At 56.7% G+C, this 26,644-nt stretch carries 15 protein-coding genes; 3 read left to right on the top strand and 12 right to left on the bottom strand.

The genetic code is table 11. The features are described 5' to 3' along the window. From CKO36_RS09020 to CKO36_RS08965, 12 genes are all read right to left on the bottom strand, one after another. On the bottom strand, window positions 1-283 hold a 283-nt coding region (locus CKO36_RS09020), incomplete at its 3' end, for an RRXRR domain-containing protein (protein ID WP_200283681.1). Window positions 284-939: 656 nt separating this feature from the next. Beyond that, on the bottom strand, window positions 940-4,173 hold the full coding sequence (locus CKO36_RS09015; protein WP_200283680.1) for a pilus assembly protein: 3,234 nt from the start codon (window positions 4,171-4,173) through the stop codon (window positions 940-942). A gap of 65 nt (window positions 4,174-4,238) precedes the next feature. Further along, a complete protein-coding gene (locus CKO36_RS09010; RefSeq protein WP_200283679.1) occupies window positions 4,239-4,709 on the bottom strand; it encodes a pilus assembly PilX family protein in 471 nt (156 codons plus the stop codon). Window positions 4,710-4,722: 13 nt separating this feature from the next. Beyond that, complete coding sequence (locus CKO36_RS09005) at window positions 4,723-5,865, bottom strand: PilW family protein (protein ID WP_200283677.1); 1,143 nt, start codon at window positions 5,863-5,865, stop codon at window positions 4,723-4,725. Window positions 5,866-5,876: 11 nt separating this feature from the next. Then, a complete protein-coding gene (gene pilV, locus CKO36_RS09000) occupies window positions 5,877-6,431 on the bottom strand; it encodes a type IV pilus modification protein PilV (protein ID WP_200283676.1) in 555 nt (184 codons plus the stop codon). 6 nt (window positions 6,432-6,437) lie between these two features. Next, window positions 6,438-6,941 carry a GspH/FimT family pseudopilin gene (locus tag CKO36_RS08995; RefSeq protein WP_200283674.1) on the bottom strand — a complete coding sequence of 168 codons (504 nt, stop codon included), beginning with the start codon at window positions 6,939-6,941 and terminating at the stop codon, window positions 6,438-6,440. A 54-nt stretch (window positions 6,942-6,995) separates the two neighbouring features. Next, complete coding sequence (locus CKO36_RS08990; RefSeq protein WP_200283672.1) at window positions 6,996-7,400, bottom strand: type IV pilin protein; 405 nt, start codon at window positions 7,398-7,400, stop codon at window positions 6,996-6,998. A gap of 693 nt (window positions 7,401-8,093) precedes the next feature. After that, window positions 8,094-9,296 carry an MFS transporter gene (locus CKO36_RS08985; RefSeq protein ID WP_200283670.1) on the bottom strand — a complete coding sequence of 401 codons (1,203 nt, stop codon included), beginning with the start codon at window positions 9,294-9,296 and terminating at the stop codon, window positions 8,094-8,096. Between the two features lie 145 nt (window positions 9,297-9,441). After that, window positions 9,442-10,401, bottom strand: a complete 960-nt coding sequence (locus tag CKO36_RS08980; RefSeq protein WP_200283668.1) for a hypothetical protein — start codon at window positions 10,399-10,401, stop codon at window positions 9,442-9,444. Window positions 10,402-10,525: 124 nt separating this feature from the next. After that, window positions 10,526-11,200, bottom strand: coding sequence for a TetR/AcrR family transcriptional regulator (locus tag CKO36_RS08975; RefSeq protein ID WP_200283667.1), 675 nt, complete (start codon window positions 11,198-11,200; stop codon window positions 10,526-10,528). 126 nt (window positions 11,201-11,326) lie between these two features. Beyond that, window positions 11,327-12,976: a methyl-accepting chemotaxis protein gene (locus CKO36_RS08970; RefSeq protein WP_200283665.1), complete on the bottom strand. Its 1,650-nt coding sequence runs from the start codon at window positions 12,974-12,976 to the stop codon at window positions 11,327-11,329. 251 nt (window positions 12,977-13,227) lie between these two features. Next, window positions 13,228-14,877, bottom strand: coding sequence for a methyl-accepting chemotaxis protein (locus CKO36_RS08965; protein WP_200283663.1), 1,650 nt, complete (start codon window positions 14,875-14,877; stop codon window positions 13,228-13,230). Between the two features lie 384 nt (window positions 14,878-15,261). Here CKO36_RS08965 and CKO36_RS08960 point away from each other — a divergent pair, with 384 nt between their 5' ends. The 3 genes from CKO36_RS08960 (at window position 15,262) to gad (ending at window position 26,642) form a co-directional block, all read left to right on the top strand. Further along, window positions 15,262-21,678: a PAS domain S-box protein gene (locus CKO36_RS08960; RefSeq protein ID WP_420826321.1), complete on the top strand. Its 6,417-nt coding sequence runs from the start codon at window positions 15,262-15,264 to the stop codon at window positions 21,676-21,678. 134 nt (window positions 21,679-21,812) lie between these two features. Then, entirely contained in the window at window positions 21,813-24,860 is a 3,048-nt protein-coding gene (locus CKO36_RS08955) for a tetratricopeptide repeat protein (protein WP_200283660.1), read from the top strand. A gap of 393 nt (window positions 24,861-25,253) precedes the next feature. Beyond that, window positions 25,254-26,642, top strand: a complete 1,389-nt coding sequence (gene gad, locus CKO36_RS08950) for a glutamate decarboxylase (protein WP_200283659.1) — start codon at window positions 25,254-25,256, stop codon at window positions 26,640-26,642. Window positions 26,643-26,644 lie beyond the last annotated feature (2 nt).

Here is a 26,644-nt window from a genome sequence, read left to right as displayed (position 1 = left end):
TCAGTTCCGCCAACCACAGCACAGGCGCGTCTCGGCATACCTCGCCCGTATCGGGGTTGATACGCTCAACATCGCGCACCAGTGCCATCCCTGTGGTCTTGCTGCCCGGATCGAGCTTCAGGCGCAGCGGCTGAGTCTCACCGCCGATGCGATCCTTGAGCCGAATGGTGAAGGGAGCCAGACGCACCACCACGGCGCGTCCGCTCTCCAGTAACAGCCACGCGCGTTTCTCCGTGCACGGCATCAGCGGACACTTCTGTTTGTCGAGGACGAAGACAGCCATTTCAATTCCTGCCCTTACGGGCCTGGTGACGGAGCCTGACGGCTCGCTCCCCTCGGGAAGGTTTGCAACCGGCTCCCACCTTACGGCGGCGATCAAAACCTTCGGCGCTTTGCCTTTCGCCCGCATGATCCTGATCTTCCAGAGTCCGGGACTGAGGAAGCATCCCGGAGTGGGTCTTGACGACCTGTTACAAACGTAGCGGGTTGGATACCGCTTTCCCTGGTCAACCGAGCTCTTGCAAGCTCCGGCCTTTAGGCCGGGGTAGTTGACTGAGGCTCCTGTTTTTATCTTGCTGCTCTGAGCTTGATTGAATCACACATTTGAAATATGAACCAACGGCTATCGCATTCGTCGCCGACATCGGCAGATAACCGTTGGGAACGAGGTCAACGGCGAACATGCGCCTGATCGACCGTCGTGAGGGGCGCAGGTGGACCCCGCTGTGCATTCTGAACGAATTTTGGCGCAAGCGGGCACAATAACGCAACAACCGCCAAGTCACCCGGCGGCAGGCTGATGTTGTGGATCACCAGCAGATCAATCAGCGTCCGGACCGGGCGCTGATCACAATTCGGCGACGGACTGGGGGCTGGGGGTTGGTGAAAGCTCCGTGTCCCCATGTTTGGGTACGGGTTTTTGCTTGGTTGAAGTCGCCGTTATTCGGACCGCAGGCGGTACCAGAAGGTTTTGCCGATGCGGTTAGCGCCCGTACTGGGTTCGGGTGCATCAAAGACATTCAGGCCAAGCACCGCAGCATAGTTAATCTTGTTATCGATCTGAATCACGGCAGGAACCGGCGGCGGCAGCAATCCGCCTCCAGGAACCTCCGTATAACGGGTTAGCTTTCCCTCAGGATACACTTTGGCGTCGCAATAAGTAGCCTGATAGACCCGCGCAACGCCAAGATTACCGGCGCAAGTTTCCGTATCGATCTCGGTCGCCGGAGGCTTGGATGTTCCGAAGGTAACCACACCGCCAATAATGAGCGGGTTGCCGACGACCTTTTCGCCCGATTCCAGATCGATATACCAGCCGCAGACATCGGCACCGCAGGCATTCGTGCCGCCGGTGCCACTATTGGCGGTCCAGTCGATCGTCGAGGCCGAGCTTGTCAGATCGGTGAGATGCGAGAGTACGATGGGTTCGCTGATCGCGCCGGTGTAATCCCGATCCTTCATCAGGAAGAAGCTGTTTTGGGTTTCAGCAAGGTTGGTGCCAAAGACTTCATTGTAAGTCGACATGGCGAGCGGATGCTCGCGGTCACCTGAACCGATCATTACCGCGATGGTGTTATCGGTCTTGGGTACATCACAGTCGTTACCAAAGAGTGCTAAATCGGGCTGATACAGAAATTTGACGCGATCCGAACCGACAGAAGCCGTGAAGCTGGCAAACTCGGCGACTGTCCAGGCCGCAGGATCACTGCCCACGAAGTTCATGCGCCAGATACGGCCACCGGTATCGCCCACATAAGCGACATCAGCAATGTCGTCGCCATCCACATCCACGATCGCGACATCGGAAGGAATGGCCTGCATGTCACTGTCTGAAAAAAACCGAATGACATCGCCAGTGACGGCATTGACCACAAAAATGCCCTCGCCGAGGCTGGCATTGCCGGCCGGCAGTGCATCGTCGGCCGTCGGATCATAACCCGCGCCAAAGACCAGCATAGGCGTTGCGACATCGCTGCCAGAAGCGTCAATGTTAAGTGTGACTACCTTGGGCGTCGACCAGGTTTGGCCTAACTTGGCCCAGGCGGCATCGGTACTGGAATCCGCATTGGAGCGATGCCAGAGCAACTTGGGCGAGGCCGGTACCGTAACATCGAGTGCGTAGATGAAGCGCCCACCCCGGCGCGCAGTCAGATAGATATAGACTTTGTCACCATCGGCGCTCTCAACAAGTCCATCATCGTCGTTGTCGAGCAGATAAACCGCCGTGCCGCCGTCGAAGAAAAAATCGCGGTTTTCATCGTCGTCATCCGCTGTGGTGCTGGGATCATCTGGCTTGTTGTGTGGCACCTTGATCAACGGGAGTTTGTCCCTGAGACGCTTAATGTTACCTAGAAATTCCTCAGCCACGAAGGCCCAGAGTTCCTCGCCAGCGCCGGTTCCCGTTTTGCCGCCACGCACGGCGTGATAGAGACCGCCATTATCACCATAATAGGCCATAATTAATCCATCGCCGTAGTTGATGAGTGCCGGCGAGGCATGCACCACATCGCCATGCAGATAAGGTCTCGGCGCATCACCATCATCCGAGTCAAATAGATTGAGATTATCGGCTCCGCGCAGCCATTCGATAATTTCCTCGCGCTCGGTAGCGTTATCCGCACCAAGTAAAGCCGCACTGATCGCAGTATTCGTTGTTGAAAATGGTTGTCCGGATAATGGTGCATTCGCAGCACAACCAATACAGGTATAAATATTGCGGCTGTCGAATTGATCGCGCTGTTGTTGCGCCGCCGCGCCTTTCTCGACGATATCCCCGTCTGGTGAATCCGAAGCGCCGCCCACACCACTCGGATCTGGCGTCCAAAATGTTGAATCTGTAGTCCAGTAACTGGTGACATCTTCGTTGACAAAACCGGTAACCGGGCTTTGCACCAGTTTGCCATTACGATCATGCAGCTTGAGTTGCTGGGTGGAAGACTCGAGTGCTAATTCGTATTCTTTGAGATTACCGATCCAGAGTGGTTCGCGGTTTGCATCCGGGCGAAACATGCCAAGATAGACCTGGTTCTCATTCGTGCCACGCACATTGACGCTAATAGGTAAGGCGCTCGCTGCATAGACACTGCTAACCGATTGTATTTCCTCAAAAATAGTGCTCAATACATCTTGTAATTGGGTAGCGATGTCGCCATCACTCTCATGAATGCCAAAATAACGTCCGTGCCCCTGATTGGCGATACTTTGATAGAGTGCTGAAACCGCTATTCCAGGATTGTTCTTCGTATTAGGGACAACCTCAATGACGTAAGTATGAATATCCCGCTGATAAAGAAAGCGCGCATATTCGTCCGCCCAATTATCTTCCTCATTGTTTGGAGATAGATTAATCGGGTCGGTTACCACGGTTCCACCGAGTTCGTCGAGTAAATCCTCGGCCGCGTTATTTTCTCCACTATCCGCCTTGCCATTCGCAATAAGAATGATGTAATTGCCGCCACAGGCGCTTAAATCCTCTGGTGACTGATAAAGATAACTCGATGCCGAAGACCAGGCGCCCGTATCGCCAGGACTATAATTGGGAATATTATAGGGTTTGCAACTTTGCCCGTCATCGGACTTCGTCTTAATACCTGTATAGGCTTCCAGGCCCTTAAAGTAACGATAGCCTTCGTTTAGCACGTGGGCATATTCTGTATTATTTGATTTGTCGTCTCCCTCATCGAGATTTCCGATCAGCGTTGCAAGCGCATTGGCATTGGTTGCATCCATTGGGCGAATTGCGTAACGAACATAGCCACCACCATCGGCATAAGGGTCTCTGTTTTGTTCGTCGCTGACCGTACAGCCTGCTGGCGAGAACCTACTTGATTCGGAAAACAGCATTAAACCGACATTGTATTCCGCAGACCCGCCGACCGCCGGTGCGAGCGAACTGAAAAAAGCTTGCAAGGCGGATTTTTCAAAAGCGAACTTGGTGTCCTTGCTACCACCGACAGGGGTAGCGGTGCTCGACCAATTTGCCGAATTATCTAATACCATTAGGACTTTCGGCATCACTGCGGCGGAGTCAGTGTTGACAGTTGGATTCACGAACAAATCGTAATCGGCGGCCCGTGCAATCGATCCAGCCGTGACAGCAATAAAAAACCCAAAGAAAAGCGAAAGTCGGCGACTCCAGGATTGTTCGCGGTTTAACATTATATTTTTCAACATTTCTCTCTCCTTTAAAGATTTAGCTCGCTGTCTGAAAAATCTTGGAGATTCATTAAGTGATTAAATTAATCAATGGCTGGAGCAGCGAAACCTTGATGAACTTCAACAGACGTATTGGTGGCTGTGTCGTTGATTGTTGCCACTAAATCCCAGTAATCCCTGCCACTACCGGTGGCTAAGCCGGTCAGCATCAGCGATGTTCCAGGTGCGTCTTCGGGAGGCGAATTGCCGAGATAAACCGCCGTTACTCGAGCGATCCAACTCTGGTTGCCGACGGTAATGGTGTAATCAGTGTAGGAAAATGGATAGTCAGTATCGGCAAAGGTGGTATCGGGATTAGCAATGGCTCGTTCGATGGCGACTTGTGCGGCTGCCTCGGCCGATTTGCGAAACTGGATGTTGTTCGTCACCTGGTTGTAGGAGACGGTATCCTGCACTGAGGAGATCGCAAGCATGGACATCATAGTCAACATGATGAGACTGACGATTAGAGCGACACCCTGCTGGTGGATTCGAGGACGAAAAAGATAAGACATATCCCTGCTCCTGCTAGCTCTCAATGTTGCGGTCAGAGAGGTTATTGAGACGGAGTTGAACACGAAACACCCGACGCTTAAAACCATCATCGGCATCGATCCAATTGGCATCCACGGTGGAATCCGGCCCAAGCAGATAGCGGCGATCCTGCTCGTTAGTACCCTGGATTGTCTCCTGGTCAGCGCGGAACAGCAGAAAAAGCTCGGCGCCCGTTATATGCGCCCAGGCGGCGATTGATGGCATGGCCGAGGGGGATATCTGGAAGCTGTCTGGGTCACCGTCGTAGGGAGAGGAATCAGTATTGAGAAACACCTGAAGGTTATCGATATTGCGCGAAATCGTCACCGGTTGCAGGGTGACATTTCCGGAAGTATCGGAAATAATCTGGCCCCGTTTCAATGTCGGTAGGTCATCTCCGTCGCTAGAACAATCGTCGCATGCACTGAGGTAATAGATATAGGTTAGCATTTCCCGCAGATCCAAAGCCGCAGCGGATGAAAAACAATCAAGATAATCACTCCAAGAATCATACCCTATGGGTTGAGCTTCAGTCGATCGATCACGCCCGCGAAAATCAAAACGATCCGCATTGGTTGCACAATCGGTGGTCGCTTGATCGACCGTGAAATTGGTCCCGAGTTCATCTGTTTGAATAAAGAAACGCCCGGCGTTATCCTTGAGCGCCGATGGGGCGATCAAAACCGTGGAAGCACGATGCACAACCACCACATCGGTATTCCTCAGGTAATTGCTCAGACAGCCACCGGTTGGATCGGTGTTCGCACCTTCATAAACGCGCAAAGGCAAGGAATCGCGGATGATGCTTTTGAGGGTGTTTTTATCGATACTGCAAGGGGTCGGCAACGGACCACTAGGCTCAAGATCGGGATCCGTCGCATAATGCCCAAAAAATCCAACATGGTTGATTTCGTTTGCTAACAGGTCGGTGACATAGCGCCCGTTATCCACCATGGCAGCTTCGTTCTGGACGGCGCGAAACGCACCGCTCGATTGCACCATGAGGGCACTCAGTCCGGTCAACAGCAAGAGGCCGAGAAACAATCCGACCAAGAGTTCCACCAGGGAGAACCCCCGAAGGTGCGCCCGAGGGCAAGAAAAACTGCGGCGGACGAGCGGAACAATGCCTCGATTCATGGTGGTTGTTCTCATGGAATGTAAACCGGCAATGTCACGACGCGTCGGAGATTTTCGCTTTCGTAATGGTTCTTGCCGCAACTGCTAATCCCTTCGGGAAGTGGAACTTCGCTCATTCCCTGCCAAGCCACGGTGACATACCAAAGATTGGTCTCGCTAAGGTCATTTTCGATACAGCCGAGCGCACCGAGCAGACCACCAACTTCGGTATCTGTTGATCCCGCCAATTCGCCACTGCCGCGTAGCATTTCATTCCAGGCCGCTAGATCGACATTGGAACTGGGGCTGCAACCGGCCATGGAAGTACTCACACCAGTGTCCCATTGACCGGGAAGTGTCTCCTCGCCAGCGGTATCATAACAACCCGGCGAGCGAGCAGCCGCCATGCGATTAACCATATCCTCGGCCATCACTAATGCCTGACTGCGCTGAAAACTGTCAAAATCGGTATTCTGAGCCTTGATTTGCAGCGCTAGCATGCCGAGCAAGCCAATGCCTAGTACGATGAAGGCAATGAGCGCTTCAATCAGTGTTGTGCCGCGCTGTGATTCTTGGTGGCCTATCATGAGCGCTTATCCCTCGCATGGACTGAGCCGGTTGAGAGTAATGGAGGAACCGGAAACAATGAGCCTGCGTTGATCAATTTGGACGCTGGTATCGGTTGGACAGATAGAGAAATCAGCTGCAGTGTTGGGGTCGACCCGCCCGGAAGCCTGGAAGGTAATCTTTGAGTAATTATTGTCCTCGACAATGGACCAGATTGACGCATTAACAGTGCGGGCCGCTGGGCAGCCAGTGCCGTCGACCGTGCAGTTGCCACCGCAATCGACGATCTGCCAGCCGGCGGACCAGCCACTGGCATTCGCCTTCAAGGAGCAATCGGTATTTTTGTTAATCGCCTCACTGCGCGCGTTTCGCAGGTCGGCCATCAGGCGGTAACTGACGGCTTGAGCGCGCTGGTTGGCCATATAGATGCGGTAATTTGGCGCAGCAATGCTCAGGAGTATCACAAGGATCGCAATTGTGATGACCAATTCGATTAAGGAGATGCCGATTTGGTGGTTACTAAATGCCATCGTTTTTCGAATCTCAAACGATTGAATGATTATAATTAATTCATTAATAAATTGTCAGTCTTTCCAGGTATTTACTGGCAATTTATTCCCCTTATGATCGAGCTTTAGGGTGTCCATTCCCGCTTGGCGCGTGCTGGTTTTCGGCGTTGCCGTGACACAGAATCCAGGTGCCGAAGTGCTGTTATTACAGTCCTTGTCCTCGGTTAAGGCAATGCTGTAATAATCCCCAACCTCTTCCGGAGCCGTCGCCATACCAATCGTGCTGAGGCTGCCATAATCACGCATATTGACGAAATATTTCGATTGGACCGAAGCAATTTCCATCAGCCAGCTTTTCGCAACATCTTCGCTAGCGCGCTTGATGTGTTGCTGATAGCTTGGGTAGGCAATTGCTGAAAGGATGCCGATAATGGCAACGACAATCATTAACTCAATCAGGGTGAAACCGGATTTTTCCATTTTTGCACTAAATCGATAAGATAGGATTTTAAATTGTATTGTTTTGAGATGCCATCAGTATTGATTTATACTTAAAGTCTGGCAAGCTGGAGGCTCTCGGTGATACAATTGTGGTTTTCTTGTCTTTTTTAAAGTATAGCAGGTCCAATGGATACAATAAGTGACAATTACCTAAATTGAGAACCGGCACTCAATAGTGTTGACGCAACGCCATGAAAGGATTAAAAAATTTCTGTTTTTGGGCAACTATTTATATATTCTTTGAATTACGTATATCTTACTGTCGTTATTTAAAGCACGAAAAAACAATCGCCCAAGAAATGATTAGCTTTTTATTTAGCATCTTAGCTTCGATTGAGAAAGCTATTTCTTGAAAAGTCAAAATTTTACGTGTGTTCCAGTGAGTGCAATAAATATCCGATTTGAAATTAATGATAGGCTGCTTTATGTATCTTTAGACACACCAAAAAAATCGCCTTAACTGGCCAAAAGCGACCCACTGGGCCGCACAACTGACCGAAGTGTGCAGAAACTGTGTAATTTTGAATGCGTGATAGAAACCGGCGGGGCATCAAGGAGCGGTGCGGCCGTGGGTGCTGGCACTGGGTTATAGAGGACCCCAGATGTTGAACAGCCATTTAAGCTGCTTGCCGTTTGTAGGTGGTACGTCTGCCAAAGGTGGCGTGGGGATCATCAGTTCACACGCCACCCGAGCCCAAGAAGGTTCGAATAGACGATCAGAAGAATCCAGAAGCCAGCGACGAGCCAAATGACGCTCGGCGCCATCGAGAGCGTCTGAGCAAGTCCTGGCTCCGCAGGCAGGCCGCTGAGCTTGACCCCAATGCGTAGAAAGGCTGCACTGGCCAGGGCGGCGAAGAGCAAGCCGGTATAGGTCGACAGCCTTCCTGGACTTCCCGATTCTGCCGCCATGCCAAACGCGCTGGGTAGAATCGCGCCCCAGCCGAATCCTGCGAGGACGTAACCACCAATAGCGGCGGCAATGCCTGGCAGGCCCGTCAACCCCACCCCAGCAGCCGCAGTCAAGCAGCCGGCCACGAAAAGTCGAGAAGATCCCCAACGCTTGGCGAGCCGCCCGGCACCGAAGACGACGAGACTGAACGCGCTCCAGAAAACGGGCATCAGCCAGGGCAACCAGACCGGATCGACCTCGCGCAGATAGCGCGGCCCCGCATTGATAAAGACGGCAATTTGAAAAGCGAGTGCCGCAAGCAGGATGCCCGGCAGCCAAACCCAGCTTGGTAGGCGCCATGACTTGGGCGTCGCGGGGGGCGCCGACGGCGCTGGTGCATGCCGCTCGGCTCGGATGACGCCGACAGCCGTCGCCATCAGGGCCAGGCTGGCGATCAGGAAAGGCAGACGAGGATCCTCACCTTTCAGCACAGTTCCAAGATAGGGCGATGCGGCGGCGGCGAGCCCCATGCCCACGAGACTGAGCGCGGCCAGCTGCGGCACCTCAGGTGTTGCCGCGTGGCGGGCCAGGAGTCCAAACAATGGGGAACGCAGTGCCGACGAACTAATCGCCCAGAGGGCCGTGATGGCGAGGAAGATCTCAGGACCCGCGCCGACCCGGGGCAGAAGGGGTAAGGCGACGAAGGCGAGACAGGACAGGAATGTGATAGTGACTACTGTGTATCCAATTTTCGCATAGAGCCTGAAAGCACGATCTGCCATGAAGCCGGCGGCAACATCGAAGCAGGCAAAAAGTACCTGATCGGCGAGCAGGACCCAACCAGTCCAGTGCCGGTCGACCCCAACCGCTTCAAGCAATTCAGGCAGATAGATGGCGTAGACCGTCCAACTCAGCAAGAGAAAGAACTGAACCATACCCAGATAGCGGGCCAAGGCCATCGGGTAATGATCGAGGCGTGCTGTCATTGGCGGCTCCAATCGGATCGGGTCAATCAGGGATGCTGCAACTCCGAATTCGGGCCTTCAGGTTCAATCTGCAAGTGTCAGAGGCCAACTATCTCGTCAGTCAGCCTGTCAAGTCCCGGAAGATTGTTAGGGCATTCACGGTTGTTTACTCCCATACATATCCTGCGGGGAGATCGCAATCCACACCGCCCTGACTTAGCTGGAACGATTCGCTAAATGTGATGGGGCATTCGCATTGCGCATACTCTTGACTGTCATCGGTGTAGTAACAGGGTGCTGTCATACATCCAGCGACATAGTCATTTGAGCACGAAGTCGTATCTGTCGTCTGGTAGTGGCTGTTCATGGTCAAGCCATAGGTAGAAATGAGATCCGCGCCGGGAATGAGCGAAAGATGGGGAAACCGGGAATCCTGGTAGGCAACGTATTTACAAACTGGTGCGATTGTGCCGGTGTAGCACGCTTCTTCCTGGCCAGTCGGGCAGGTGCTCATGTTGACGCAATTCGATCCATCCTCACCACAGGCGGCGATGGTTTCGTAATAGGCGCCTAGGTTCATAATGGCCGTCAGATTGACCCAGTTAGGACCACGTACGACTTCACATGTGCAGTTGGCGACCGTCGTTCCGGGTTGCACTTCGCAGGGCAGGGCAACATTGCTCGGGTCAGTCCCTGTGGCATAGGGCGGTCCCGAGAAGTGACAGTTAGCGTATTCAGCGTATGGGCAAAACAGCAGATCGTTCTGGGATTGACCGCCACCCGCCCAAGCTGGGCCCGCTTCAGTGGTGTAGCAGTCTGGAATGCAGTAAGGCAAATTCGAACAAAACGGTTCACAAAACGGCTTTACGTCGCTGCAAAGGGTCCCAGGCATCGTTTGCGGACACCACTGAACCTCGGCTCGCCAGGGCAAGTACCGGTGTGAATGAACAACAGATTCTGAGTATTCGTCCATGATTTCGCCTAAACCATCGCCATTATCGACGGGAATCTGTTCGGCCAAGGCCGCTGGTACCAAACAGACCAAGAACAGGAAGGCGACGAACGATACGGCAGAAAACATCAATGGCATGACTCGATGAGAAACATAACGTGCGGAATTGGACATAATGAGCCTCGCTAAGCTGGCATTAGGAGTCGAATAGATGCTACAGCGGAGTGATGGCCTGATGAGGTCTGGCAATCACTTGAGAATGTAGGCTAGCCACAACGGCCGGTCTAGTCAAGCGATCTCATCCGTGTGGTGCGTCTTTCGCATCGGTTGAAGTTGAGTTGGTGTATTCGGATGAGGCGACGAGACAAAGGAAGCGGCGGTTTGCGCGACGAATGTGCGTCTCAATAGCGACCATGTCGACAGGTAGATCGGCTCGAAACAACACCTGCTCGAAGAAGTTGCCAAGCCAGAGATTGCGTAGGTCGGTTGCTGCGTTAGCATGATCTATCGGTGGCAACCGGCCAAGTTCGGTCATTCGCTCCAGGCAAGTGGCGATGGCCCTTGAGGTTTTTTGGACACCGCCCAGATAGCTTTGAGCAAGGCTCGGATAAGACGCGGCTTCTCCGATTACAGTTCGCCGAAGAACAGCGAAGTCGGGGTTCAGAATGATCGCCATATAGCTGATGCCAAGCGACAACAAAATCTCTTCGGCCGATGCGGTAAAGTCGAACGTATCCGGCTCAGCACCAAAGGTTGGGAGCTTGCTGGGAAGTAGTGCGACCAGCAGCGCTTCCTTGTTGGGAAAATGTGAATACACTGTCTGTTTGGCAACCCCAGCGTTCCTCGCAACCTGTTCGATACTGGTGCCGCGCAGTCCTCGTTGTTTAAACAAAGCCTTTGCCGCCTCTAGGATGGCCGCCCGTTTTTCTGGATCCTTGAATGGTCCAGTGCCAGCCCGACCCGCATGGGTCAACCGTCGTTGGGCCGGATCCTGTCCTGGATCCGAGCACGTATTCCGCATGACTGATCTCCTTGAAAAAACTCATATAGCCGTTGGCTATGATGCCAACTCCGGGTCGGCATTGGAATGTGTGGATTATCAAGTTTCTGCGTTGACCTTGAACTGGCCAACGAGCTGGTGCAGATCCTCGCCCAGATGGGAGAGTTCATGGCTGGCAACGGCGGTCTGATTCGAGTTTCCGGCTGATTCCTCCGCCAGATCTGAGATCCTCACTACGCTGCGGTTGATCTCTTCTGCTACGGTAGACTGCTCTTCCGCCGCGCTTGCGACCATGGTGCTCATATCGCGGATACGCGTGATGGACTGGACGATTTGGGTGAGCGACTCTTTTGCCTGAACGGTCTGGGCAAGCGTCTCCTGGGTTGTGGCCTCTCCCACGAGGATGGCATCCACTGCTTCCTGGGCGCCGTTGCGAAGGGTTTCAATCATGCCCTGGATCTCGGTGGTCGACTGCTGGGTGCGACCGGCCAGCGAGCGCACCTCGTCGGCAACCACAGCAAAGCCACGTCCCTGCTCTCCAGCCCTGGCGGCCTCAATCGCGGCGTTGAGCGCTAGCAGATTGGTCTGCTCGGCGATGCCCCGGATGACGTCCAGCACGGTTTCGATCGCGACGCTTTCTTTAGAGAAGCGGCGGATAGTTGCGGAGATGTGCTCAACCTCCTTGGTCAGTTTCTGGTTGGATGCAACGACGCTGTCGACCGTCTTACCTCCTGCATGTGCATTGCTATCGGCTTGCGTAGCGGCGGCGGCAGTTTCTTCAGCGTTCCTGGCAACCTCTTGGATGGTCGCAGTCATTTCCGTCACAGCCGTGACAACCTGCTGGATCTCGTTACGCTGGCGATCCATGCTCTCGTTGCTGGAATTGGTGATCGCAGACAGCTCCTCGGCGGCTGTGGCAATCTGGCGCGTCGCCTGGCCGACACTGGCAATAGCGCGCTCAGTCTTAACGGCGAAATCGTTGAATCCGATCGCCATATCGGTGATTTCATCGCGCCCGTCGGTCTCAAGACGCTGGGTCAGATCCCCGTCGCCCTTGGCGATGTTGTGCATGGCGTGGGCCGCGGCACGGATCGGCAATACCACCGAGCGTCCCGTCATGGTGGAGATGAAGGCAATGATGAGCAGGAGACCGCCAGCGAGAACGCCAAACCACTTGACACTGCTCCAAAACTTTTCGTTCACATCATCGACATAGATCCCTGTGGCGATGAGCCAGTCCCAATCCGCTAGCCGTTGAAAATAGACGATCTTGGGGACAGGTTTGCTGGAACCGGGTTTGGGCCAGACGTAATCGATGACCCCTTCGTCCTCGGTACGCGCCCGGTTGAGCATTTCTTCTGAGAAGCGTTTTCCATTGCTATCTTTGGTTTTGCTGGCATCGATGCCGATGAGTTCAGGTTTGATTGGATGCATCAGCATGCGGTTGTTGCTGAGGTCTATCACCCAGAAGTAATTATCATCGTCATAGCGCAGATCCTTTATCATCGCCAGCGTGGCCTCCTGCGCGTCGGCGAGCGATAGCTCACCAGAAACGACACTTTGCTGAAAGTGCTGTTTAACACTCTGAGCGTTTTCCACTAGCTTCCGAACTTGCACAATCTTCTCTGCCATCAGCATGGTGCGTAGCTGCAAGAGCGCCAACAGAAGTATGACGACCAGACCGGTCACCATAAGACCCGCCTGTATCCACAAGCGTTGCTTGATTGAGATGGCCCGCAAGAATTTCATCTGAATGCTCCTTGATAGTTCGAAGACGTCTCCAGACCGACCAGTGACTTCACCATTCCTTTCGTTCCATGGGCCTTGACCACATCGCTTGACCCAAAACTAAGTGTACAAGTATCACCACGGCCATCACCGTCTCAGCCCGCGCTGACGGCCATGCAGCATTTCGCTGCAGGGGCAGGCCCTGCGCCGTCGCTCATGCGACAAAGCCGATGCATGATCCACGCCGGGTCGGCATTGGAATGTGTGGATTATCAAGTTTCTGCGTTGACCTTGAACTGACCGACGAGCTGGTGCAGATCCTCGCCCAGATGGGAGAGTTCATGGCTGGCAACGGCGGTCTGATTCGAGTTTCCGGCTGATTCCTCCGCCAGATCTGAGATCCTCACTACGCTGCGGTTGATCTCTTCTGCTACGGTAGACTGCTCTTCCGCCGCGCTTGCGACCATGGTGCTCATATCGCGGATACGCGTGATGGACTGGACGATTTGGGTGAGCGACTCTTTTGCCTGAACGGTCTGGGCAAGCGTCTCCTGGGTTGTGGCCTCTCCCACGAGGATGGCATCCACTGCTTCCTGGGCGCCGTTGCGAAGGGTTTCAATCATGCCCTGGATCTCGGTGGTCGACTGCTGGGTGCGACCGGCCAGCGAGCGCACCTCGTCGGCGACCACAGCAAAGCCGCGTCCCTGCTCTCCAGCCCTAGCGGCCTCAATCGCGGCGTTGAGCGCTAGCAGATTGGTCTGCTCGGCGATGCCCCGGATGACGTCCAGCACGGTTTCGATCGCGACGCTTTCTTTAGAGAAGCGGCGGATGGTTTCAGCGATGTGCTCGACCTCCTTGGTCAGTTTCTGGTTGGATGCAACGACGCTGTCGACCGTCTTGCCACCGGCGTGTGCATTGCTATCGGCTTGCGTAGCGGCGGTGGCAGTTTCTTCCGCGTTCCTGGCAACCTCTTGGATGGTCGCGGTCATTTCCGTCACAGCCGTGACAACCTGCTGGATCTCGTTACGCTGGCGATCCATACTCTCGTTGCTGGAATTGGTGATCGCAGACAGCTCCTCGGCGGCTGTGGCAATCTGGCGCGTCGCCTGGCCGACACTGGCAATAGCGCGCTCAGTCTTAACGGCGAAATCGTTGAACCCGATCGCCATATCGGTGATTTCATCGCGCCCGTCGGTCTCAAGACGCTGGGTCAGATCCCCGTCGCCCTTGGCGATGTTGTACATGGCGTGGGCCGCGGCACGGATCGGCAATACCACCGAGCGTCCCGTCATGGTGGAGATGAAGGCAATGATGAGCAGGAGACCGCCAGCGAGAACGCCAAACCACTTGACACTGCTCCAAAACTTTTCGTTCACATCGTCGACATAGATCCCTGTGGCGATGAGCCAGTTCCAATCCGCTAGCCGGTGAAAATAGAGGATCTTGGGGACAGGTTTGTTGGAACCGGGTTTGGGCCAGACGTAATCAACAACCCCTTCGTCCTCGGTAAGCGCCCGGTTGAGCATTTCTTCTGAGAAGCGTTTTCCATTGCTGTCTTGGGTCTTGGTGGAATCGGCGCCGATGAATTCAGGATTGATCGGGTGCATCAGCACGCGTTTTTTGCTGAGGTCTATCACCCAGAAGTAATTATCATCGTCATAGCGCAGATCCTTTATCATCGCCAGCGTGGCCTCCTGCGCGTCGGCGAGCGATAGTTCACCGGAAACGAAACCTTCCTTAAAGTGCTGTTTAACACTCTGAGCGTTTTCCACTAGTTTCCGAATTTGCACGATCTTTTCTTCCATCAGCATGGTGCGCATCTGCAAGAGCGCCAACAGAAGTATAACGACCAGACCGGTTACCATAAGACCTGCCTGTATCCACAAGCGTTGCTTAATTGAGATGGCCCGCAAGAATTTCATCTGAATGCTCCTTGATAGTTCGAATACGTCTCCAGACCGACCAGTGACTTTCACCATTCCCTTGGTTCGATGTGGGATCAGAGGCTGGCTGTGTCGCGGTTTGCCGCCTTATTAGCCTAAATGCCTTATTGGCCTAAATATTTAATCTATAAGTACTTATTAACAATAAATGAGGCCAATGGCCTCACAGCTTATCAGGCGCGCAGCGGGCATTTTGCCGTATTGTGCGCTCGATAGAAAGATGATACATCTCCAATAGTCAGCATAGCGCGCTATTTTAGCGCACAGTGCTAACAGGCGTATTTAGGTAGGGCATCGACGCTCATCAAATCGTGTCCTTAGCTGACCAAAACACGTTTTGGTTTTAGGTGGCAATCTTCAGAAATGGGCAAAATGATCTCTGACTCCTCCGCCAACATCTCGCCACAAAGAGCCGCCTTCGTTGCCGGACTCTTGTTCTTTTTGACCGTCTCCGTTTTTGCTGTCTTTCTGGAGAACAGCCTCTGGCAGGGAAAGGTCGAGACCGCGCGGCAGGTATCCGAACGGATGGCGCGCAATCTGTCGGCGACCTATGCCTTGGCGGCGCTGGTCCGTGAAGGCGATGGGGCGATCGGTCTCAATCTGCTGACCGACGTGCCACGCAATCGCGAGACCCGGCAGGCCCTGGAGACTGGCCAACTGACGCTGGCCGGGCCTTTTGGCCTGATCCAGGGCGGCACGGCGGTGATCGGACGTCTGCCGCTTTTCCTGGACCAGCCGCAGCCGCAGCCGCAGCCGCAGCCGCATACATTCTGGGGCTTCACCACCGCCCTGATCGAATTGCCTGAATTCCTGGAGATCGTCCATCTTGCCGACCTGGAGGCCGAGGGCTATCGCTATGCACTGTGGCAGCAGCGCGCCGACGATCGGCAGCGCCACGCCTTCGCAACCTCCCGCCAACCCTTGACAGCGACGCCGGTCACCTCGGTCATTGATGTCCCCAACGGTCGCTGGATGCTCGACATCGCTCCTGCCACCGGCTGGTTCTCCGTGCCCCGCCTGATCCTGGAGGCCACGGCTATCCTGATCCTGTCAATTCTGCTGGGCTGGATCGTGCGGCGCCATCTGGAGCAACAACGTCAAATTGAAGACAATGCTGGACTGTTCCAGGCGGTGATGGAGGTCTCTCCCATTCCCTTCGTTATCCTGGAACAAGATTCCATTCGCGCTCTGAATCCAGCCTTCGTATCACTGTTCGGCTATACCTTGAACGACATTCCAACGCTGGATGCCTGGTGGCCCAGAGCCTATCCGGATTCGGTCTATCGGGAGCAGGTGGCGCGGGAATGGCAATCTCGGATCGAGCAGGCACACCGCGCGGGCACGCCGTTTGAGCCCATGGAGGTGCGTGTTCATAGCAAGGATGGCACCGTCCGCACGATCCTCGCGTCCGCCCAGCCCTTAGGGGCCGCCTTTGCCGGTCGCGTTCTGGTGTCACTGGCCGACATTACCCAGGTCCGCGCGGTGGCCGAGCGCCTGAGAATCTTGCTGGACAGTGCTAGCGACGGCGTTCACATCCTCGATGAAGACGGCAACATCCTTGATTGTAGCCAGTCATTCGCCCGAATGTTGGGCTACTCCCTTGACGAGGCCCGGCGTCTCAATGTCACCGACTGGGAGGCCCAGACCCCTCGCGATCAGTTGCTCCCCGAGCTGCGTCGGCTGATCCGCGAGCCGGCTACCTTCGAGACTCTGTATCGTCGCAAGGATGGCTCCACCTTTTTTGTTGAGATCAATGTGGCGGACGTTGTCCTCGATAGTCGACGTTATTTGTATGCCTCATCCCGCGACATCTCGGAGCGTCATTTCTACGAGGCCGCCCTCAAGGACCGTGAGACACGTTTCCGGCTGCTCTTCGAGAACATGAACCTCGGCGCGGCGGTTTATGAAGTGGTGGACGACGGTGACGATTTCGTGTTCCTAGATGTCAACCAGGCTGTTGAGCGTTACGAAAAGCGACAACGCACCGACCTTATTGGCCGTCGAGTCACCGATGTTTTTCCGGCAGTACGTGACCTCGGTTTGCTCGATGTATTCAAGCGCGTGTGGTGCACCGGTATTTCCGAACATTGTCCGCTCGGTTTTTATCGGGACAACCGCGTTTCGGGCTGGCGGGAGAATTTCGTCTATCGCCTGAGTCACCATGAAATCGTGGCCTTATACGAGGACATCACGCCGCGCAAACAGGCCGAAAAGGCGCTCAGGGACAGCGAAGCCCGTTTTCGCGGCATCTTCGAGCGTGCCAATATGGGTATCGCCTTCAGCGATCCGGCGGGTAATCTTATTGTCTACAATGCGAGCTTCAAGACCCTGTTGGGATACAGCGCAGACGAATTGAAGGGGGTGAATTTCGTCGATTTTACCTATCCAGAAGACCTTGAGCAGGAACAGGTTTTCGTCAAAGAAATTCTTGCCGGCACGCGTAACGACTACCGCATGGAAAAGCGTTATCGGGTGCGTGATGGTGGCGCGGTGTGGGTCGATCTGGTCGTGACAGCGATTCGTGACGATCAGGGCGAGGTGGTCAATTTCATTGGCATCGTGGTGGATATTACGGAACGTAAGGCGGCCGAGAAGTCTTTGCGCGAGAGCGAGGAAAAATTCCACACGGCGATGTTCCATGCCCCTATCGGCAAAGCACTGGTTGCGCCGGACGGCCACTTTCTAGAGGTGAATCCAGCCTTGTGTCAACTCGTCGGCTACACACGAGACGAGTTTCTGACGTGCGACTTCCAATCCATCACCCACCCGGACGATCTCGATACCGACCTCGACTATCTCCACCAATTGCTCGCGGGGAAGATCGAGACGTACCAGATGGAAAAGCGCTATTTCCACCGGGACGGACATCTGGTCTGGGTGCAGCTCAATGTTGCACTGGTGCGTGATGAGAGTAAGGCGCCACGTTACTTTATCTCCCAGATTCAGGACATCACCGAACGCAAGCTGACCACGGCGAATCTTGAGGCCAGCGAGCGGCGTTATCGCGCCCTGATTGATGCCTCCGCACAGATCGTCTGGAGTTGCAACCCCGCTGGAGTTATCACCGAGGACTCGCCCAGTTGGCGGGCCTATACCGGTCAATCCTTCGCGCAATGGAGCGGGCATGGCTACGCCGAGGCTATCCATCCGGATGATCGGCCGGCGGTCATGGCACAGTGGCACGATGCCTTGGCCAAGGGGGAGGTCAATACCAACGAGTACCGACTCCGGCATGTTTCGGGCGAATGGCGTTGGAATCTGGCGCGGAGCGTGCCGATTAAGGACGACACAGGAAGGGTTCTGTCGTGGGTCGGCATGAATTCGGACATCCATGACCGGCGCATGATGGAAGAAGAGTTGCGCGAGAGCCAGGAACGTTATGACCTCGCCGTGCGCGGCAGCAACGATGGTATTTGGGACTGGAACATCCACACCAACGCGCTCTACCTGGCGCCTCGGTTCAAGGAGATCATGGGGTATCAGGATGACGCGTTTGCATCCACCCTGGAGGGGTTCTGGTCCCAGATTCACCCTGAGGATAAAGACCCCGCCTGGGCCTCGGTTGAGGCCCACCTGAGAAACGCGGCGCCCTACGAAGACGAATATCGTCTGCGCCACCAGTCAGGCGACTATCTCTGGATCAAGGCACGCGGTGCGGCGATCTTCGACCTGCACGGCCAGCCCTTGCGCATGGCGGGCTCAATTCGCGATATCACGGAGCAGAAAGAGGCCGATCTGCGTCTTCAAGAGGCATTGAGCTTCAACGAGTCGGTCCTATTCCAGTCGCCGCTGGCGATCGCGGTGTATCGCGCAGCGGGGCCATGCGTGGTCGCTAACCAGGCCCTCGCAAGCCTCGTGGGCGCCACCCGCAAGCAACTACTGGCGCAGGATTTTCACCAAATCGATATGTTTCACGAGACCGGGCTGCACGACGATCTCCTTGGCGCGCTGGCGGACGGCCGATTGCGAGAACGGGAGGTCCACACCAAATCATCCTTCGGCAAGGACCTTTGGGTCACCTGCCAGATCCTGCCCACGGTTCTGAACCATGAGCCGCATCTCGTCATGCAATTCTCGGATCTGACGGAATTGCATGCGCGCAATCTCGCGCTGCGCTCGGCGATGAATCGTCTGGAGTTGGCAGCCGAGGTGGCGGCGATTGGCATCTGGGTGTGGGATCTGGTCGATCACAGCCTGACCTGGGACCAACGGCTATTCGAGATCTATCAGGTGCCGGAAGACACCCGAGCCAGGGGTATCGACTATGACTTCTGGCGTTCGCGCTGCCACCCGGAGGATCTGGCGCGTACCGAGGCGGCGCTGGCGGCTGCGGTGCGAGGAGAACGGCTCTTCGATAACGCATTCCGGATCTTGCTGCCGGATGGTTCGATGCGTCATGTACAGGCAGCCGCGATTATTGAGGAGGACGAATCCGGCGAACCGCGTCGCCTCGTCGGCATCACTCGCGACCTGACCGACGAAAAAGCCGCCGAAACGGCGCTGTTGGTGGCAAAACAGCAGGCGGAGACCGCCGCCTGGGAAGCGGCCGCAGCCAACCGTGCCAAGAGCGAATTCCTGGCGAATATGAGCCACGAGATCCGCACGCCGATGAATGCCGTGATGGGGCTCGCGCAATTGCTGCTCGATACCGAACTCACCACGCGCCAGCGCGACTATCTGACAAAGCTGTACAACGCGGCACGCTCACTACTCGGCATCCTCAACGACATCCTCGACTACTCCAAGATCGAGGCCGGCAAGCTGGACCTGGAGACGGTCGATGTCGAGATGGCCGAGCTTTTGGAAAATTCAGCCAATCTGTTCAGTCTGTCTGCGGAAGATAAAGGCTTGGAACTGATTTTCGAGGTGGACCCGGACATTCCGCCGATCCTGGTGGGCGATCCGCTGCGCTTGCGGCAAATCATCAATAATTTGCTTGGGAATGCCATTAAATTCACTCACAAAGGCCACATCCTCTTGTCGATCAGCCTGTTGGAGCAGAATAGCGATGAGGTCACCCTGAAGATCTCGGTGCGTGACACGGGGATCGGCATGACGCCCGAGCAGCTTGGCCGACTGTTTAGCGCCTTCGAGCAGGCCGATACCTCGACCACGCGCCGATTTGGCGGTTCCGGGCTGGGGTTGGCCATTAGCAAGCATCTGGTCGACATGATGGGCGGCGAGCTCTCGGTCGAGAGCAAGCCGGATCAGGGCAGCACCTTTGCATTCAGCGTGAGCCTGCAACGCTCGCCCACCACCAAGCAACATACCGCCGCCCATCTGCCGGCTATGCGCACCCTGATCGTGGATGACCAGGCGATTGCCCGCGATGTGCTGAAAAACCTGGTGGATATCTGGTCGTTCGAAGCTGAGGTCGCCGACTCGGGCGAGGAGGGCTTGGCAAAGGCGTCGGAAGCGCTGCGTAACGGACGCCCCTACGACCTAATCCTGATCGACTGGAAACTGCCAGGGATCGACGGGATCGAGCTCGCCCGCTACCTCCGCGAAGAGGAGCGTCGGTTTTCCGGTGATGCGTGCCAGTCGATCGTGATCATGGTGACTGCCCATGGGCGCCTGGCGGCCCAGCAGGCGACGCAGCAGATTAAACTTGATGCCATTCTGGACAAGCCGGTCATGCCTTCTCAGCTCTTCGATGTGGTTGTCGGTTTGCGCAATGGAGGATTCGACGCCAAGTCGGTCCAGCAGTTGAGCGCCCTACAGCATGTCCGTGGCCGCCTGCAGATGATTCAGGGTGCCCGCATCCTGCTGGTTGAGGACAATCCGACCAACCAGTTGGTCGCCCGGGAGCTGCTGGAGAACATGGGGCTTGCGGTGGCCCTAGCCAACCAGGGGCGCGAGGCCGTCACCCAGGCGATAGCGCAGCGCTTCGATGCCATCCTGATGGACTTGCAGATGCCGGAGATGGACGGGCTTGAGGCGACACGGCGGATTCGCGCCTTACCGCAAGGCCTTGAGGTGCCCATCATCGCCATGACGGCCGCCGCCATGACGGCCGATCGCGAAGCCTGTCGGTCCGTCGGCATGAACGATTTCTTGTCCAAGCCCATTGATATCGCCGAGTTGACCACCGTCTTGTTGCGCTGGATCTCGCCGCAAGCGGTGGAGGCGGAAGAGGCGTCGGTCATCAGGATGACCCGATCCGACGGCCTGGACACCCCCTTCACAATACCCGGCCTAGACCTGGACCAGGCGCTGCGGTACATGGGGCAGAACTGGGGGCTGTTGCAACGGGCGCTGGACAGTTTTGCCCGAGACTTCGCCGAGAGCGCCTTAGACCTGGACGACCATCTGGCCCAGGGGCGGTGGACGGAGGCCCACCGTCTGGTCCATACCCTCAAGGGGGTTGCCAAGACCATTGGTGCGACCGCGCTGCATGAGGCCAGCCAACGACTTGAAAGCTCTTTAGCGGCCAAAAAACGCGACTCGACGACGCCGTTCAAAACCGCACTGGCCGATACCCTGACGGCTCTCACGACGCTGTCACCGGTCGCGTGCGCTACGCCTGTGTCCCGCGCTGCGCCGGTGTCCTATGATGACGAACGGATTGCAACGCTGTTGCGGGAACTGCAAGTGTATCTCAAACGCTCCGAGTTCGTACGGCCCGAATGGCTGGACGAGATCGAACAGGAATTGGTTGCACCCCAGGCCCAGGCGGCGTTTCGCACGCTCAAGACCGCGATTGAGGCATTCGACTACTCAGCCGCCAAGACAGCGCTTACCACGCTCGCGTCACTGCTCGACATTGCCCTTGATGCGTGAAACCCGATCAAGACAACATCGTAATGCCGCACAGGCCCCCGCCCAGTTCCGCCTAAGCCAGCTTACCGACAAGAGCATTGACAACAATTTTGTTGATCGTATAATTCAACGAAACTGTTGACGATGGCCGCATCATGAAATATTCCGCAGATCGCTGGGATCTTCCGCTCAGCTATCACCAACAAACCGGCCGCTGCCTGCGGGACACCATGAGCAAAGCGACCGTTACGCCGCGACCGCGACTACGCAAATTCCACGTCGGGACCGGGCAAAGTGACCAGGAAATCATCGACCAGTTCGTCATTCGCCAGAACGCACTCGCGACCGTTCTCGAGGTTCTGAAGGGGAATATCGAGTCGGACTCCTGCCAGCACCTGCTGGTGGTGGCACCGAGAGGTCGGGGCAAGACGACGCTGCTCGTACGGGTCATCGCCGAACTGCGCACCAATCCTCACTACAGGGAGCGACTCTTGCCCCTGAGATTGATGGAGGAGAGCCAGGAGATCTTCACCCTGGCGGACTTCTGGCTGGAATGTCTGTACTACCTAGCCAAGTCATCGACCGAAATCGACCAAGCCCTAGCTGACGACCTGCGCGCCAGTCACGCCATGCTGGCAACGAGCTGGACGGATCCCACACTGGAAAGCCGCGCCCGCGCAACCGTCCTCAATGCCGCTGACCGACTCGGCCGCAAGCTGGTGATCATGGTCGAAAATTTGCAAGCGCTGTGCCAGGATGCCGACAAGGATTTCAGCCGGGAGCTGTGCCAAGCCCTGCAAGCGGAGCCGCAGATCATGCTGTTGGCCACCGCTACCGGTCGATTCGCGGCTCTGGAAGATGCGGAAGCGCCCTTCTTCAAGCTGCTCCGTACCCTCGACCTGCCACCCCTGGATACCGAGGAATGCTGCCGGCTGTGGGAGGCGATCACCGATGAAGAGGTCGACAGGCGCAGAATTCGTCCCTTGCGGATTCTCACCGACGGCAGCCCGCGGCTGCTAGTGATGTTGGCGGGATTCAGCCGCGATCACTTACTGTGCCATTTGATGGAACGTTTGGTGGAGTTGATCGACGACCATACCGAATATTTCCGAGGACACATTGAGGAACTCGCGGGGTCCGAGCGTCGCGTCTACCTTGCGCTGATCGATCTTTGGCAGGAATCGACTACCGCCGAGGTCGCGGCCCGGGCCAGGATGGAGATCCGCAAGGTGTCCGCCTTTCTTAGCCGACTGGTTGAGCGGGGCGCCGTGGTGGCTGAGGGATCGGGCCGCAATCGCACCTACTTCCCTGCAGAACGGCTCTACAGCATCTACTACAAACTGCGTCGGGATCGCGACGAGGCAGTGGTGGTGCGCCATCTCATTCAATTCATGATCACCTACTACCAGGGCGACGAACTGGCGGACCTCTCGCGCCAACTCGTGAACGAGGCGCGTGAATCGGAAAGCATTCGCGAAGGGCTTGCACGCGCGGCAAGCGAAGTGCCAGAGTTGCTGAGTCTGTTGGGGCGTCAAGGCATGAAAGGCGCCGATATGCCCAAAGAGGAGGGGAGCTGGGAATCGTCCAAGGCACTGATCCAGATCTGTCAGCACTTCGAGTCCGGTGATTTTGAAGCGGTGATTCAATTGGTGGATAACCTGCTGGACGAAAACACGAAACATTCGATCACCAATCCGGTTACGGAGGCCAAAGCCATCATTTGGAAGGGGGTCGCGCAAGGCCGGCTCGGTGACTCGGCGGCGGCGATCGAGACCTACGCGGCGGTGATCGAACGCTTCGGCGACAGTAAGGACCGGGAGTTGCAGGCTCAGGTCACCCGGGCGCTCTTCAACACGGGCGTCAGGCAGGGCCACCTCGGCGACGCAGCGGCGGAGATCGCCACCTACGCAGCCGTTGTGAAGCGCTTCGACGAATGCGCGGGCCGGGAGCTACAGGTTCAGGTTGCCCGGGCGCTGTTCAACACGGGCGTCAGGCAAGGCCAGCTTGGCGATTTGGCGGTGGCAATCGTGACCTACGCGGCAGTGGTCGAGCGCTTCGGCGAGAGCGCGGACCGAAAACTGCGGATTGAGGTTGCCCGGGCGCTGGTCAACATGGGTGTTGCGCAAAGCCAGCTTGGCGACGCGACGGCGGCGATTGCGACCTACGCGGCGGTCGAGGAGCGCTTCGGGGACAGCGCAGACCGAAAATTGCGGATTGAGGTCGCCCGGGCGCTGGTCAACAGGGGCGCGAGTCAAAGCGAGCTTGGCGATTCAGCAGCGGCAATTGCAACCTACGCGGCGGTGGTGGAGCGCTTCGGCGAGAGCGCGGACCGGGAACTGCAAGTTCAGGTCGCCCGGGCGCTGGTCAACATGGGTGTTGCGCAAAGTCAGCTTGGCGACGCGGCGGCGGCGATCGAGACCTACGCAACAGTGATCGAGCGCTTTGGCAATGGCACGGGCCGGGAACTGCAAGTTCAGGTCGCCCGGGCGCTGTTCAATACCGGTGTCAGACAGGGCCAGCTCGGCGACGCGGCGGCGGAGATAGCAACCTACGCAGCTGTCGTGGAGCGCTTCGGCAAAAGTGCGGGTCGGGAACTGCAAGTTCAGGTCGCCCGGGCGCTCTTCAATACAGGGGTGAAGCAGGGCCTGCTTGGCGACGCGGCGGCAGCAATCGCAACCTATGCGGCGGTGGTGGAACGCTTCGGCGACAGCACGGACCCGGAACTGCAAGCCTCTGTTGGTGCTGCAATGCGCAATGCCGGAGAAACCCTGTGTATGATAGGCGATGCGGAAAGCGCCTTACGCAAGGTGGATGAGCTGCGCGCCTTAGCTAGTCGTGCCCATGCCACTGTACCTTTGACCTATGCCGCTTGGGTTGAAGCCATGGCTAGAGCCTTGCTCGGAGAAACGCCGCGCGTCGAGGCGCTATTCCGGGAGATTCGCTCCACCTTTGATCCCGATGATAAGGCGATGCTTCGCGCCTTCCAGGAGGATATTCCCACCCTCGTTGCGCTCGGCGCCGAGCCGGGCGTGCTCGCGGGCGTGCTGGAGGAAGACAGCGAAACACATGAGGTTCTGCGGCCGTTTGTAGTTGCGCTGCGCCTAGAGGCGGGCGACAAGATCCGCGCGCCCGCCGAGATGCTGGAAGTGGCGGCGGATATCCAGATAGCGATCGAGGAGAAACGCAGGTCGCGCAGCCGCTGAAGGGGTTCGTTCGCCAAGAAGAGAGAGCCACCCATGGCCACAATCTAGCTGCGTAGTGTGGATAACAGCATATCTACCCGACTCTCAGAAACCCTCCATCGCTATGTCAGACTCTACACGGATGTGGCGATCAAGGGTAGGATTTTCCGGCTGGGCGGTTGGTTTTTTCGGGGGCGCGGGTGGTGCTGGTGAGCGAGGATGCGCGGCTGACTTGGTGGTGGCCAATATCCGATCAGGCTGTGCCGCAAAAGATAATCAATGAACTGAAGCAGCGTGAGCGTCAGCACCTCGTGCTGATCGCCTCGCTGCGCGCGATCATTCGCCCCCGCCAAGCGCGAGATATGAGAGTATGAGTTGATCAGTCCCAAACCAGCCCAGACGGAGTGACCCGAGATGCTGACTAAGAAGATCGAAGCGATCCACCCGGAAGACGCCGATGCGCTACTGGCGCCAGCCTATGCACGTCGTGGCATGCAGCGCGCCGTGCCTAAGTATCGGCTTCCTGAGCATGAAATGGCCCCGGATACCGCCTATAACGTGATTCATGACGAGCTAATGCTCGACGGCAACGCGCGACTCAACATGGCGACCTTTGTCACCACTTGGATGGAGCCGCAGGCCGAGCGGTTGATGGCTGAGTGCTTCGACAAGAACATGATCGACAAGGACGAATACCCGCGCACCGCCGAGATCGAGGCGCGCTGCATCAACATCGTCTCCGATTTGTTCAACGCCCCGGACCAGGGCGTCGGCGCCTCTGCGATCGGCTCCAGTGAGGCGGTGATGCTGGCCGGCATGGCGCTCAAGTGGCGCTGGCGCGAGCGCCGCCGGGCGCAGGGTAAGGACACCCATCGCCCCAACCTGATCCTCGGCGCCAACGTCCAAGTGGTGTGGGAAAAATTCTGCCGCTACTGGGACGTCGAGCCACGCTACATCCCGATACAAAAGGGCCGCTACGTGATTACACCCGAGGAGGTGATCGAGCGCACCGACGAGCGCACCATCGGCGTGGTGGCGATCCTCGGCACCACCTTCACCGGCGAATACGAGCCGATCGAGGCCATCCACGACGCGCTCGCCGCACAGAATGCAACCAGCGGCTGGGAAATCCCGATGCATGTCGATGCTGCCAGCGGCGGCTTCGTCGCGCCCTTCCTCCAGCCGGAGCTGAAGTGGGACTTCCGCCTGCCGCTGGTCAAATCGATCAACGTCTCGGGCCACAAGTACGGCTTGGTCTATCCCGGCATCGGCTGGGTGGTGTGGCGCAACCACGCCGATCTGCCCGAGGATCTGGTATTCCACGTCAACTATCTCGGCGGCGACATGCCGACCTTCACGCTGAACTTCTCGCGCCCCGGCAATCAGGTCGTCGGCCAGTACTACAACTTCCTGCGTCTGGGCCGGGCCGGCTACACCCAGATCATGGAGGCCCTGCGGGACACGGCGATGACCCTTGCTAAGGGAATTGAGGCGCTCGGGCCTTTCGAACTGGTCAGCGACGCCAGCAACATCCCCGTCTTCGCCTTCAAGCTCAAGGACTCGATCACGAATTACAGCGTCTTCGACGTCTCGCACAAGCTGCGCGAATCGGGCTGGCAGGTGCCTGCCTATACCATGCCCGAGTCTGCCGAGGAAGTTGCGGTGCTGCGCATCGTCGTGCGCGAGGGGTTCAGCGACGACATGGCCGAAATGCTGCTCGCTGATATCAGTCAGGTGGTCGAGCACTTCGAGGGACTGAGTGGACATGAACCCAAGGCCCCAGCGCCACAGTTCACGCACTGAGC

The organism is Rhabdochromatium marinum, assembly GCF_016583795.1.
In the GTDB taxonomy this organism is placed as follows: Bacteria; Pseudomonadota; Gammaproteobacteria; order Chromatiales; family Chromatiaceae; genus Rhabdochromatium; species Rhabdochromatium marinum.
The sequence above is the reverse complement of the archived record's forward strand: the minus strand, read 5'-3'. Positions and strand labels throughout refer to the sequence as shown.